General features: G+C 70.9%; 11 protein-coding genes. 9 read left to right on the forward strand and 2 right to left on the reverse strand.

All coding sequences use genetic code 11. The features are described from left to right. A partial coding sequence (locus ACFPIJ_RS47670; RefSeq protein WP_380126131.1) for a DUF4279 domain-containing protein occupies positions 1-623 on the forward strand: 623 nt, incomplete at its 5' end. Positions 624-1,005: 382 nt separating this feature from the next. Here the strand turns inward: ACFPIJ_RS47670 and ACFPIJ_RS47675 are convergent. Continuing rightward, positions 1,006-2,424: a WGR domain-containing protein gene (locus ACFPIJ_RS47675; RefSeq protein ID WP_380126132.1), complete on the reverse strand. Its 1,419-nt coding sequence runs from the start codon at positions 2,422-2,424 to the stop codon at positions 1,006-1,008. 75 nt (positions 2,425-2,499) lie between these two features. Between ACFPIJ_RS47675 and ACFPIJ_RS47680 the strand changes: the two genes are divergently transcribed. Then, complete coding sequence (locus tag ACFPIJ_RS47680) at positions 2,500-3,426, forward strand: DUF389 domain-containing protein (RefSeq protein ID WP_380126134.1); 927 nt, start codon at positions 2,500-2,502, stop codon at positions 3,424-3,426. Next, positions 3,423-4,355, forward strand: coding sequence for a small ribosomal subunit Rsm22 family protein (locus ACFPIJ_RS47685; protein WP_380126135.1), 933 nt, complete (start codon positions 3,423-3,425; stop codon positions 4,353-4,355). Before ACFPIJ_RS47680 ends, ACFPIJ_RS47685 begins: the two co-directional genes overlap by 4 nt. A gap of 1 nt (position 4,356) precedes the next feature. On the opposite strand, the gene ACFPIJ_RS47690 is transcribed toward ACFPIJ_RS47685, so the two are convergent. Continuing rightward, on the reverse strand, positions 4,357-6,204 hold the full coding sequence (locus tag ACFPIJ_RS47690) for a glycoside hydrolase family 9 protein (protein ID WP_380126136.1): 1,848 nt from the start codon (positions 6,202-6,204) through the stop codon (positions 4,357-4,359). 271 nt (positions 6,205-6,475) lie between these two features. On the opposite strand from ACFPIJ_RS47690, the gene ACFPIJ_RS47695 reads away from it, so the two are divergent. The 6 genes from ACFPIJ_RS47695 (at position 6,476) to ACFPIJ_RS47720 (ending at position 12,435) form a co-directional block, all read left to right on the forward strand. Next, complete coding sequence (locus tag ACFPIJ_RS47695; protein ID WP_380126137.1) at positions 6,476-7,000, forward strand: PadR family transcriptional regulator; 525 nt, start codon at positions 6,476-6,478, stop codon at positions 6,998-7,000. Then, the gene (locus tag ACFPIJ_RS47700; RefSeq protein WP_380126138.1) at positions 6,997-7,668 is read left to right on the forward strand and encodes an ABC transporter ATP-binding protein; all 672 of its coding nucleotides are present in this window, start codon (positions 6,997-6,999) and stop codon (positions 7,666-7,668) included. Before ACFPIJ_RS47695 ends, ACFPIJ_RS47700 begins: the two co-directional genes overlap by 4 nt. Next, positions 7,665-10,028, forward strand: coding sequence for an FtsX-like permease family protein (locus ACFPIJ_RS47705; protein ID WP_380126139.1), 2,364 nt, complete (start codon positions 7,665-7,667; stop codon positions 10,026-10,028). Before ACFPIJ_RS47700 ends, ACFPIJ_RS47705 begins: the two co-directional genes overlap by 4 nt. A gap of 108 nt (positions 10,029-10,136) precedes the next feature. Continuing rightward, positions 10,137-10,529, forward strand: a complete 393-nt coding sequence (locus ACFPIJ_RS47710) for a GntR family transcriptional regulator (RefSeq protein ID WP_380126140.1) — start codon at positions 10,137-10,139, stop codon at positions 10,527-10,529. Next, positions 10,526-11,416: an ABC transporter ATP-binding protein gene (locus tag ACFPIJ_RS47715; protein WP_380126141.1), complete on the forward strand. Its 891-nt coding sequence runs from the start codon at positions 10,526-10,528 to the stop codon at positions 11,414-11,416. The genes ACFPIJ_RS47710 and ACFPIJ_RS47715 overlap by 4 nt, the downstream gene beginning before the upstream one ends. Next, a complete protein-coding gene (locus ACFPIJ_RS47720; protein ID WP_380126142.1) occupies positions 11,413-12,435 on the forward strand; it encodes an ABC transporter permease in 1,023 nt (340 codons plus the stop codon). The genes ACFPIJ_RS47715 and ACFPIJ_RS47720 overlap by 4 nt, the downstream gene beginning before the upstream one ends. The last annotated feature ends 36 nt before the right edge of the window (positions 12,436-12,471 follow it).

Here is a 12,471-nt window from a genome sequence, read left to right on the forward strand (position 1 = left end):
CTGGCGAACCATTCAAGCAACCCCTTGACAGCAAGCCTCACAGATCTTGGTCGACTGCTGTCATACCGGGCCTCACCTTCATCGATCTCCGGGCGACCGTCACACGTGGCCGCGCCGACAGCCTCAGCGCGGCGGCGCCGATCGGCGCCTCGGCCGCGGCGCCTGGCTCGGTACTCTTTGCCTTGATGGATGAGACGTTTGCGCAACGGGCCCAGCTGGTTCTCCAGCATCCGGTCACGAAAGCCGTGTCGTCGTACAGCGACGCAGAGCTCGACGCGCTGGCGTTCGACCCGGACGAGGTCACCGCGCTGGTAGGGCTGGCACCGACACGCATCTACAGGTGGGGCGGGCCGGACAGGTTAGGACGACGAGCCAACGCCTGGCAGTACAGCATGCCGGTGATGGACACCATGATCACCGATGACGTGGTGACGGCACTGCTCGACCGGATCGACCCGTGCGCCGACGGCATAGCCGCCGCCTGCCGGGCCTTCGGCCTGCAGGCCGGCATCAGGGTTCTCAACGACAGTCCGGACCGCGCGGCGAGGGCATTGGTCTACTACGGACCGACGACCATCCAGCGGCTCGCCCGCCTCGGCGTGTGGATCGAGCACGGCGAGTAGCGATCGTCACCTTTCCCGTGATGACGTCGGAAATCGCCGATACCGCACCCACTCTGCGCCATCGCGATCTCCGATCCGATCTTCAGCACTTGTGGAAACCCTCGGCGACGCTCGGTCTGCTCGATGGTCATTTGAACTGCGCGGCAACGACCCGGCGCGAACAGCCGAGCCCCCGACGCGGTCGGCGGCGGCCCGAGGAGTCGGCGGCCCGGCAATCAGGTCACGGATTCGACGGCCGGGCCGCAGGATCACAAAATCGACGACCGGGCCGCAGGGCCACGGAATTGACGCCAGCGGCCGAACCGACCCGCATCCGCCCAACCGACAACCGCAGCGGGCGGTCGGGCCGATGTGGATCGGCCCGACCGGCAAAGCGCAGCGATCAGACGAGGCGGCGGATCTCGCCGTGGGCGCGGTAGAAGCCACCCCGGCTGGCCTCGCGGATCTCCGGGACGACATAGCGGGCGTGCGGCTCGCGGATGCCCTTCGGGAACTGGACCTGCCAGTCGGAGTGGTAGCCGGGCGTGATGACGCGGATGCGCAGGCGGCCGCCCTCCTCGAAGCACTCGACGACCACGCCGCCGGAGGAGTCGGTGGCGACCTCGACGGTGGTGGAGGGGGCGACGGCCTCCATGCGGGGCGCCTTGACGTCGACATACTCGGGCACGACGCCCTGCTCGGCGGCGCGCACGGCCTCCTCGCTGGCGTCGATGCAGGCGAGCGACCCGTCGGTGGTGACGATGTAGAGGCGCTCGTTGTGATACTGCATCGAGTAGGCGCTGCCGCAGCCGGTGCCGAGCTTCCACAGGCGGGTGCCGTCGGCCGCGAAGCAATACACCGAGGAGCTCGAGTCGCCGGCGAAGACGTAACGGCCGTCGGGGGCGGCGGCGCAGGAGTAGATGGTGTTGTCGCAGCGGTAGCTGACGGCGGTCTGGCCGCTCTTGGTGAAGGACAGGACCTGGTTGGAGGACATGCCGGCGTAGAGGGTGTCGCGCTCCTGCCAGCCGAACAGGACCGCGCCGCGGGTCGGCTGGTTCCACAGTTCCTTGCCGGTGCGCCAGTCGTAGCTGGTGACGCCCTTGCTGTGGCCGTGGTGCACGGCGTTGTCGTCGCAGCGGACCATCCAGCCGCTGGAGCCGTTGCCCTGCTGGCGCCAGAGGAACTCGTCCTCGTGGTCGATGCTGCAGATGCCGCCCTTGGCGTCGGCGACGCCGAGGACGCCGTCGTGGATGTCCAGCCAGTAGATGTCGATGTCAGGGGCGATCGCATAGGCGATCCGCGGGATCTTGCCGGACAGGTCATAGACGTTGCCGTCGTCGCAGCCGGCATAGAGCCAGTCGTCGTCGGCGACGATGCACTTCACCCCGTCGGGGAGCTGGAACTGGCGCTCGACCTGCGCGTCGTGGGTGAGGGTGGTGACGACGCCGGCCTCGTTGCCGACCATGCAGACCCGGTCGTCGACGAAGATGCCGAACGCGGAGGAGCCGGACTTGTAGCGCCACAGCAGCGGCGCGGTCTTCGCCGTGGAGCGGGCGCTGACGATGACGCGGCGGGACACGGAGCGCTTGGCGCGCTGGCCGACGACGGCCGGGGCGTAGCCCTTGCGGGTCTTCTCGCCGATCTTCTTCGCCGCCTCGGCGGTCGCCTTGGCGTGGTCGGGATACGTGGTGGTCTTCAGCGTGCCGGGGTCGCCGATGCGGCCGTAGCGGATCGACATCTCGGCGCCGTCGACGGTCACCTCGTAGAACTTGTGGGCGCTGCCGCTGTCCTCGGACAGCTCGAGATAGGTCGTCTGGGGCATCGGTCACGGCCTTTCAAACACGAATCAACGAGGGGCGCCGACAGCGTAGCGACGACCACCGACAAAAATTGAGGGGTGCTGCATCTGCGGGTCATCTCCCCACCGGACCGGACCGACGAGGTCGTCCGGATCATCGAAGCCGCCCCCGGCGCGACGAACCTGGTCGTGCTGCCGGGTGCGGCCCGCCAGCCCGACGGCGACCTCGTGCTCTGCGACGTCGTCCGGGAGGCCGGCAGTCAGGTCCTGTCCGCCCTGCGCGGGCAGCGGATCCACGAGGTCGGCTCGATCGCGATCGACCACGTCGACGTGGCGTTGTCGCATGCCGCGGTCGCCGCCGCGGACGCCGCGCCGGGCCTGGCCGGCGACGCGGTGGTGTGGGACGAGATCGAGCAGAAGACGGGCGACGAGACGGAGCTGTCCGGGACGTTCCTGGCGATGTTCGCGATCGCCACCATCATCGCCGGCATCGGCGTGCTGCTCGACCAGCCGATCCTCATCGTCGGGGCGATGGTCGTCGGCCCCGAGTTCGGCCCCCTCGCGGCGCTGTGCGTGGGGATCATCCGCAAGCGTCCGGGCTTCATCAGACGGGCGTCGATTGCGCTGGTGGTCGGGTTTCTGACAGCGATCGTCGTGACGATCGGCACCACGCACCTGCTGGATCTCGCCGGCCTGGTCGACAAGGGCATGCTGCTGCAGGAGCGGCCGCGGACCGACTTCATCTGGCGGCCCGACGCGCTGTCGTGGGTGGTCGGCTTCCTCGCCGGGGTCGCCGGGATGCTGTCGCTGACGTCGGCGAAGGCCGGGCCGCTGATCGGCGTGCTGATCTCGGTGACGACCGTGCCCGCGGCGGCGAACATCGCGGTCGCGATCGCCTACGGCGTCATGGACGAGGCGGTCGGCTCGGCCGTCCAGCTGCTGCTGAACCTCGCCGCGATCGTGACCGCCGGCGTGCTCACGCTGCTCATCCAGCGCTGGTTCTGGAACAGGAAGGCACAGTCGTGACCGATCTCCGCGAGGCCCTCGACCGGCTCCTCGAAGCCGTCCCGCCGAAGCGGCTGGCCGAGTCGGTGCGGCGGCTCATCGCCGACTACCGCAGCGGCCGGCCCGCCGAGGAGCCGCTGCTGCGCAACATGGTCGACGTGACCGCGTACGCCGCGTACCGCATGCCGGCCACCCACGCCGCGGTCGCCGCGGCGTTGGCACAAATCACGATAAGTCCGAAAAGTGTGCTGGACATCGGCGGCGGGTCCGGCGCCGCAACCTGGGCGGCACTCGACGCGTTTCCGGCGCTCGAAACCGTGACCATCCTCGACCAGGTCCCGGAGGCGCTCAAGCTCGGCGAGCGCATGCTCCCCCGCGCGACCTGGCAGGAATGGCATCTCGGCGAACCCACGGACGCCGCCGACCTGGTGCTGGTGTCCTACGTGCTCGGCGAGCTGACCGAGGACGCGCAGCACGATCTCGTCGACCAGGCCGGCGCCGCCGCCCGCCAGGCAGTCGTCATCGTCGAACCGGGCACCCCGCTGGGGTACCGGCGGATCCTCGACGCCCGGCAGCGACTCCTGGAACAGGGCTGGACCGTCGCGGCGCCGTGCCCGCACCAGCAGGAGTGCGGCATGACCGGCAAGGACTGGTGTCACTTCTCCGCCCGCATCAACCGCTCCGCCCTGCACCGCAAGGTCAAGGACGCCGAGCTCGGCTACGAGGACGAGAAGTTCTCCTACGTCGCCGTGACGAGGCAGCCGACCGAACAGCAGGGACGGGTCGTGCGGCACCCCACGTTCCGGAAGGGGCTCGTCACGCTGCAGGTCTGCAACCCGGACACGACCGTCGGTCCCACCCTGGTGTCCAAGCGGGAGGGCCCGACCTACAAGGCCGCCAGAGACGCGGAATGGGGCGACCAATGGCCGCCCCATTCCCCACCGGACTGAATCAGGTCTGGTCCGCCGCGAAGGACGCGACCCAGGACAGCGACGAGTTCCAGTTGATGGTCAGCTCGTTCGTCGACCACGACTTGATGTCGTCGATGTAGCACAGCTGCGGCTTGCAGCCCTTCAGCGCCGCCGAGGCGACCTCGTCCTGCAGCGAGGAGTTGGGGCCACCGGCGAGGGTGCCGCGCGGCGGGTTGGGCAGCTTCGGGTCGAGCTGGTGGGCGTACCAGCGGCTGTGCTGGTTCTTCGACGCCTTCTCGCCGTAGCCGGTCACGTAGGACTGGTTGAGCGCGTTGCGGCCGAAGATGTAGTCCATGCCGGACAGGACGCCGTCGCGGTACTTCTGCTCGCCGGTCAGGTCGAACGCGGTGCCGACGACGGCCAGGTTGTTGAGCATCTGGCTGTTGGAGGCCCAGTCGTAGCCGCCGTTGGGCGCGTACGCCTGGCCGTACGCCTGCGAGTTCAGCGTGGCGAGGTGCTTGTCGGCGCCGGCGACGACACTCGCGCGGACCCGCTCACGGTCGGGCAGCTTGTTGTCGACGGTGGCGAGGTCGAGGCGGCCGAGGGCACCCACGGCCCGCCAGTCGAAGGCGTTGGCAAAGACGTCGGACTTGTGCACCGGCGAGGCGGTCACGAAGTCGGCGAACTTCTTCTCACCGGTGGTGATGTACAGCTCCGCCGCGGCCCAGTAGAACTCGTCGTCGACGTCGGTGTCGCCGTACGCGCCGCCGCCCACGCCGTCGGAGTCAGGCGCGTACATCTTCGGGTTGGCCTGCGCGGCCGCGAACGCCGTGCGGGCCACCGTCAGCAGCTTCTCGGCGTAGGCCTTGTCGTACACCTCGAACACCCGGGAACCCTGAGCGGCCGCCGCGGCGAGGTTGAGGGTCGCGGCCGTCGACGGCGGCTTGAGGACGCGCTGCTGGGTGTCGGCGGCGGGGTCGGTCGGCAGCCCCGTCCAGCCGGTGTCGTGGATCTTGTGGTGGGCCATGCCGGCAAGCTTCTGCCCGGCCGGGACCTGCATCTTGGTGAGGAAGTCGAGCTCCCAGCGGGCCTCGTCGAGCACGTCGGGGATCTTGTTGCCGGCCTCGGGCTGGCGCAGGGTGCGCGCCTTCGACGCCTGCGGGGACCGCTCGTAGGAGCTCATCAGCTGGGCGACGGAGATGCCACCGTTGACGACGTACTTGCCGTGGTCGCCGGCGTCGTACCAACCGCCGGTGACGTCGAGGGAGTAGTCGCAGGTGCCGGGCTGGCACGGAACCTTGGTGTCGCCGCCGTTGGGGCTGTCGGCGGTGTGACCGGCGGCGCGGCCGTAGCCGGGGGCGAGCTTGTCGTCGATGGCGATCCCGCTGCGCTGCGGGTAGTAGAACGACATCGCGTCGATGGCGAGCTGGCGGTAGGCCTTCGGGTCGAGGTCGAAGGGCAGGCTCGCCTTGCCGTCGACCTCGAGGGTGTACGTGCTGCCACTACCCTTGTAGTCGCTGAAGTCGACCGTGTGCGTGCCCTGGCCGGAGCTGGGGTCCATGCCGTGCGGTGTGGTCTCGCCCGAGGCGACGACGGTGCCGGCCTTGTCCTTGAGCTGCCACGGCAGCGGGGTGGTCGCGTCGCTGATGACGGTGGCCCGCTTCGGCCCGTCCGGCAGGTAGCCGACCTGGTTGACCCGCACCGGGGTGTCCGGGATGTGGTCCGGGGTCACGGGGAACGCGTAGGCGGCATCGGCGCCGCCGGATCCGACGCCCGGAAGGCCGCCGTCCTTCGTGGCGAACGCGATCGGCAGGGCGATGGCGGGGACCGCCACAATCGCCGCGACGGCAGCGAGTTTGGCCTTGTTGGACAGGTTCGGCAGACGCACCGGCTCTCCTTCTCGGTCGGTTACAGAGCGCGCGCCACCGTCATCCCGAGGGGAGAAATGGGGTGATCAGCGGCGTGTCCGGGCGAACCTACAGAGCGCCGCGTCGGCGGAAACGGACAAAAAGGCCGAGCTGTGACCTGGACCACAATGAGCACCGGCGGTTGGCACATTTGCTCGTACAAGCGCATGAGACGAAATGCTGAGCCGCAGCTCAGATGCTCTACAAGGCGTGTATACACACTAGGTATACACATGGTGTAGAGTCGCCCGCATGTCCATCGGTCAAGCGTTTCTGGGGCTGCTCGAGTCCCAGCCCCGCCACGGTTACGACCTGAAGCGGGCCTACGACGAGCGGTTCGGCAGCGACCGCCCCCTCGCGTACGGCCAGGTCTACTCGACCCTGTCCCGGCTGCTGAAACACGGCCTGGTCACGGTCGACGGCGTCGAGCCGGGCGAGGGCCCGGACCGCAAGCGCTACGCGATCACCCCCGCCGGCGTCGCCGACGTCGAGCAGTGGCTGCAGCAGCCCGAGAAGCCGGAGCCGTACCTGCAGAACACCCTCTACACGAAGGTGGTCCTGGCGCTGCTGACCGGCCGGCCCGCGGCGGAGCTGCTGGACACCCAGCGGACCGAGCACCTGCGCCTGATGCGCGAGCTGACCCGGCGCAAGACCGGCGGCGACCTCGCCGATCAGCTGATCTGCGACCACGCCCTGTTCCACCTGGAGGCCGACCTGCGCTGGCTCGAGCTCACCGCGGCCCGCCTCTCCGAGCTCGCCTGGAAGGTGCGCGGATGATGCTCTCGGCCGTCGAACTGACGAAGTCGTTCGGATCCACCCAGGCGCTGTCCGGTGCGTCCATGTCCATCGCCGCCGGGGAGATCGTCGCCGTCATGGGGCCGTCCGGCTCCGGCAAGTCGACGCTGCTGCACTGCCTCGCCGGGATCATCCGCCCTGACGGCGGCCAGGTCCTCTACCGCGACCAGGAGCTGTCCGCCATGTCCGACGGGCAGCGCAGCGCGCTGCGGCGCAGCGAGTTCGGGTTCGTGTTCCAGTTCGGCCAGCTCGTGCCGGAGCTGACCTGCCTGGAGAACGTGGCACTGCCGCTGCGCCTGGACGGGCACCGGCGCAAGGACGCCCAGCGGCGGGCCGCCGAGTGGCTGGACCGCCTCGAGATCACCGACGTGGCGGGCAAGCGGCCCGGCGAGGTCTCCGGCGGGCAGGGCCAGCGGGTCGCCGTCGCCCGGGCCCTCGTCACCGGTGCGCGGGTCGTCTTCGCCGACGAGCCGACCGGCGCGCTGGACTCCCTCAACGGCGAGCGGGTCATGCGCCTCTTCACGTCAGCGGCCCGGGACAGCGGCGCCGCCGTGGTCCTGGTGACACACGAGCCCCGGGTCGCCGCGTACGCCGACCGCGAGATCGTGGTCCGCGACGGCAAGGCCCTCGACCTGGCCCGGCACGCATGACCGGGCCGGCACAGGTCGGCGGCCTCGGCGGTGCCGGCCGGCATGCCCCGGCGGCCGGCCCGGTGCACACCGGGCGGCTGCGGCGGTGGGCCGCGGAGGTCGGCCTCGGCGCCCGCCTCGCGCTCACCGGCGGCCGCGAAGGGCTCCTGCGCACCGCCCTCACCGCGATCGGCGTCGGGCTCGGCGTCGCCGTGCTGCTGCTGTCGGTCTCCGTGCCGGCGATGCTCGACGCGCGCTCGTCCCGCACCGCCGCCCGCGACGACGACCGCTACGGCTCCGACAAGATCACGCCCGGGGACACCACCGTGCTGACCCTGAACATCAGCACCTCGTACCGTGGCCGCAGCGTCCGGGGCAGGCTCGTGCGACCCGACGGCGCCCACCCGGTGCTGCCACCCGGCGTGCGGTCCCTGCCGGCGCCGGGCACCATGCTGGTCTCCCCCGCCCTGCGCGACCTGCTCGCGTCCGGCGACGGCGCCCTGCTGCGCGACCGCATGCCGGGCACGGTCGGCGGCACCATCGGCAAGGCCGGCCTGTCGGGCCCCAACGAGCTGGTCTACTACGCGGTCCGCAGCGACCTCGCCTTCGGCCAGCCCCAGGTCCAGCGCATCGACGGCTACGGCAGCCGCAGCCCGCACGAGCCGCTCGACCCGTTCCTGCTCATGCTCGTCATCGTCATCTTCGTCGTGCTGCTCATGCCGGTCGCCATGTTCGTCGCCGCCGCGACCCGCTTCGGCAGCGAGCAACGCGACCGGCGCCTGGCCGCGGTCCGGCTCGTCGGCGCGGACGGCGGCATGACCCGCCGCATCGCCGCCGGTGAGGCCGTCGTCAGCGCCACCCTCGGCCTGCTCGTCGGCGGGGTCATCTTCCTCGTCTGCCGCCCGTTTGTGGAGTTCTTCGAGATCGCCCAGCTCAGCGTGTACGGCACCGACCTCCGCCCGCCGCTGCCCCTGCTCGCCCTGCTGATCGTGTCCGTGCCCCTCGCGGCCCTGGCGATGAGCCTCGTCGCGCTGCGCCGGGTCGTGGTCGAGCCCCTCGGCGTGGTGCGCCGCGCCACCGCCCGCACCCACCGGCGCCTGTGGTGGCGCCTGCTCACCCCGCTCGCCGGCGGCGCGCTGCTCGCCCCGCTCGCCGGCAGCCACGGCGAGTTCAATCTATGGCAGGCCGTCGGCGGCGTGTCGCTGGTCCTGCTCGGCGTCGCGCTGCTGCTGCCGTGGGTGTTCGACCGGGTCGTCGGCCGGCTCGGCGCCGGCGGCGGGCTGTCGTGGCAGATGGCCGTGCGCCGCCTGCAACTGTCCGGCGGCAGCTCGGTGCGCGCGGTGGGCGCGATCGCGGTCGCCGCGGCCGGCACGATCGCGCTGCAGATGCTGTTCTCCGCCGCCGACGCCGCCTACACCAAGGATGCCCGCCTGGACCCGGCGCAGGCCCAGGCGTTCACGGTCGTCGAGGTCTCGGCGCTGGCCACCGCCACCGACGGCGCCGCACTCGACGCGAAGCTGCGCACCGGCGGGGTGACGTCGGTCAGCACGTTCCGGCGCGACGCCGCCCACTTCGGCGAGGACGGCTACGTCACCATGTGGGTCGGCGACTGCGCGGTGCTGCGCGAGCTCGCCGAGCTGGACCGGTGCGCCGACGGCGACGTGTTCGTGCTCGACCAGCCCGACCTCGCCGGCCAGACCGTCATCATGGGCGACTCCGGCCCCGACGTCGAACGGCCGCATGCGGAGTGGACGGTGCCGGCGACGGCCCGGCCCGCCAAGGCACTGCCAGGCCCCTACGGCGAACCCACCGGCGTGCTCGTCACCACCGGCGCCGCGCCACCCGCCGAGCCCTCCCCCACGTTCGTCTCCTACGTCCACCTCGCCCCCGGCGATGAGGACGCCCCGGAACGGCTGCTCAACGCCGCCATGGCCATCAGCCCCACGATGGACGTCACGATCCGGCGGGCCCAGGTCCGGGACAGCACGTTTGCCAGCATCCGCCGCGGTCTGTTCGCCGGATCCGCCGTCACCCTGCTGCTCGTCGGCCTGAGCCTGCTCGTCGGCACCCTCGAGCAGCTCCGCGAGCGGCGCCGCACCCTGGCCGCGCTGGTCGCGTTCGGCGCCCGCCGCTCCACGATGGGCTGGTCGATCCTCTGGCAGACCCTGGTGCCCGTCGTGCTCGGCCTGCTCCTGGCGGCCGCGCTCGGCCTCGGCCTCGGCGCCCTGCTCCTGGCCACCGTCGACGTGCCCTTCCACGCCGACGTGTCCGGCATCGCCATCGTCTGCGGCATCGCCGCCGGCGTCGTCCTGCTCGTCACCACCGCCAGCCTCCCGGCCCTGTGGCGGCTGATGCGCCCGGACGGGCTGCGCTTCGAGTAGCGACGGCCGCATTCGGCCGCGACCCCGACCGGGGCCGCGGCCGTCTGTCGTTGACAGGGGGTTTGACGGCATGCCATTGTGCTATCTCACTAGTGAGACGGTGAGATGGTGATCGAGTTCTACCTGGACACCCAGACCGGGGTCTCGCCATACCTGCAGCTGGTCCAGCAGGTGCGGCAGGCGTTGCGGCTCGGCATGCTGAAGGAGGGCGACCAGCTCCCGACGGTCAAGGACGTCGTGGCACGGCTGGCGATCAATCCCAACACGGTGTTCAAGGCGTACCGCGAACTCGAGCACCAGGGCCTGGCGGCCGCCAAACCTGGTGTGGGCACGTTCATCACGCAGACCTTGACCGACGAGTCGCTCGCCGCGCACCAGCCACTGCGCCAGGGTCTGGTGCGCTGGCTGGCCGAGGCCCGCGCGGCCGGCCTCGACACCGAAAGCATCGAAGCGCTGATCACGGACACCTTGCGGACCGCGACGCACGAGGAGACCGCATGACCGCCGCCTTGCAGACATACGGGCTCGGCAAGCGGTACGGGCGGCGCTGGGCGCTGTCGGACTGCACCCTGCGCATCCCGGCCGGACGGGTCGTCGGACTGATCGGCCCCAACGGAGCGGGAAAGACGACCCTGCTGAAGCTGGCCGCGGGGCAGTTGGCGCCGACCGTGGGCGGCATCGAGGTGCTCGGGCACCGCCCCGCAACCGGGCCGGCGCAGCTGAGCAGGGTCAGTTTCGTCGCGCAGCACACCCCGACGTACCCGGATCTGAGTGTCGCCGAGCACTTGCGGATGGGCGCCGGGCTCAACCCGCGGTGGGACGCCGGCCTGGCCCGGGAACGGATCGGACGGATCGGCCTCGATCCCGGGCAGCGGGCCGGGAAACTCTCCGGCGGCCAGCGCGCCCAACTCGCTCTTGTCATGGCTGTCGCCAAGCGGCCCGAACTGCTGCTGCTGGACGAGCCCGTCGCCGCCCTCGACCCGCTCGCCCGGCGCGAGTTCCTGCAGGGGCTGGTGGAGGCCACCGCCGAGCAGGAGCTCAGCGTCGTGCTCTCCTCGCACGTGATCGCCGACCTGGAACGCATCTGCGACTACCTCGTGGTCCTCGTCGGTTCCCAGGTGCGGCTGGCCGGTGACGTGGAGGAGCTCCTGGCCACCCATCATCGGCTCATCGGGCCGCCCGGCGATCTCGCCGCCGTGCCCGAGGAGCACGAGGTGGTCTCGGCCAGCCACACCGACCGGCAGAGCACGCTGCTGATCCGCACCACCGTTCCGATCGCCGGCACCGCGTGGGCCGCTGGCCGCGTCGGTCTGGAGGACATCGTCCTGGGTCACATGAGCCGATCCGCCGGCCTCGCGGACCCGCCGCTGCTGGAGGTACAGCAATGATCTGGCTGACGTGGCGCCAGTTCCGCACCCAGGCCGTCGCGGTGTGCGGCGGGCTCGCCGCCCTCGCCGTCGTCCTGGCGATCACCGGGCCGAAACTGGCGCACGACTACGCCGCCGGCATCAGCAGCTGCGGCGACCGCGATGGCTGCCGGTCCTTCACGGATCAGTTCTACAACGACCACGTGCCCCCGTACTTCGGGGTCGTCGCGATCGTCATGGTCGTGCCCGCGATCATCGGGCTGTTCTGGGGTGCGCCCCTGATCACCCGCGAGATCGAGGCCGGCACGCATCAGCTGGTGTGGAACCAGACCGTCACCCGCACCCGCTGGCTGGCGGTCAAGCTCGGCGTCACCGGGCTGGTCGCGATCGCCGCCGCCGGGCTGGGCAGCCTGGCCGTGACCTGGTGGTCCGCCCCCATCGATCAGGCCGCGGCCGGAGAGTTCCCGCGGTTGTCACCGCTGATGTTCGACGCCCGTGGCATCGCGCCGATGGCGTACGCCGCCTTCGCCTTCGCCCTCGGGGTCGCCGCCGGGTCACTGATCCGCCGGACCCTGCCCGCGATCGCCGTCACGCTCGCTGCGTTCGCCATAGCGCAGGTCGTCATGCCCCTGTGGGTCCGGCCCAACCTCATCACCCCGGTCCAGGTCGACACGGCGATCACGGCGGCGAACCTCGACGGCGTCAAACTGGGCAACGGTGGCACGGTGCGCGGCATGGAGGTCGCCATTGACCGTCCGGGCGCGTGGATCATCGCCAACGAGACCGTCAGGGCCGGCCGGGTCGTCGACTCTCTGCCCGCGATGGCTGCGGACTGCATGCCACAGGCACCGGAACGGGCCGATCCGGCGGACCGACAGGCGTGCTTCACCGGCCTCGCCGACCTCGGGTACCGGCAGCGCGTGGCCTACCAGCCCGCAGACCGGTTCTGGGCGCTGCAACTCTACGAGACCGCGATCTTCGCTGGCCTCACCGTGCTGCTCGCTGGCGTCAGCTTCTGGCGCGTCCGCCGCCTCAGCTGAACTTTTTCTGTCGTACCCCCGGGCTACGGTCTCGGG

This window comes from Dactylosporangium cerinum (assembly GCF_042653625.1).
Taxonomy (GTDB): Bacteria; Actinomycetota; Actinomycetes; order Mycobacteriales; family Micromonosporaceae; genus Dactylosporangium; species Dactylosporangium cerinum.

Bases quoted from the DNA above. Each gene is read 5' to 3' on its own strand.
- ACFPIJ_RS47675 (WP_380126132.1), bottom strand. From the start codon at position 2,424: ATGCCCCAGACGACCTATCTCGAGCTGTCCGAGGACAGCGGCAGCGCC.
- ACFPIJ_RS47695 (WP_380126137.1), top strand. From the start codon at position 6,476: ATGTCCATCGGTCAAGCGTTTCTGGGGCTGCTCGAGTCCCAGCCCCGC.
- ACFPIJ_RS47700 (WP_380126138.1), top strand. From the start codon at position 6,997: ATGATGCTCTCGGCCGTCGAACTGACGAAGTCGTTCGGATCCACCCAG.
- ACFPIJ_RS47705 (WP_380126139.1), top strand. From the start codon at position 7,665: ATGACCGGGCCGGCACAGGTCGGCGGCCTCGGCGGTGCCGGCCGGCAT.
- ACFPIJ_RS47715 (WP_380126141.1), top strand. From the start codon at position 10,526: ATGACCGCCGCCTTGCAGACATACGGGCTCGGCAAGCGGTACGGGCGG.
- ACFPIJ_RS47720 (WP_380126142.1), top strand. From the start codon at position 11,413: ATGATCTGGCTGACGTGGCGCCAGTTCCGCACCCAGGCCGTCGCGGTG.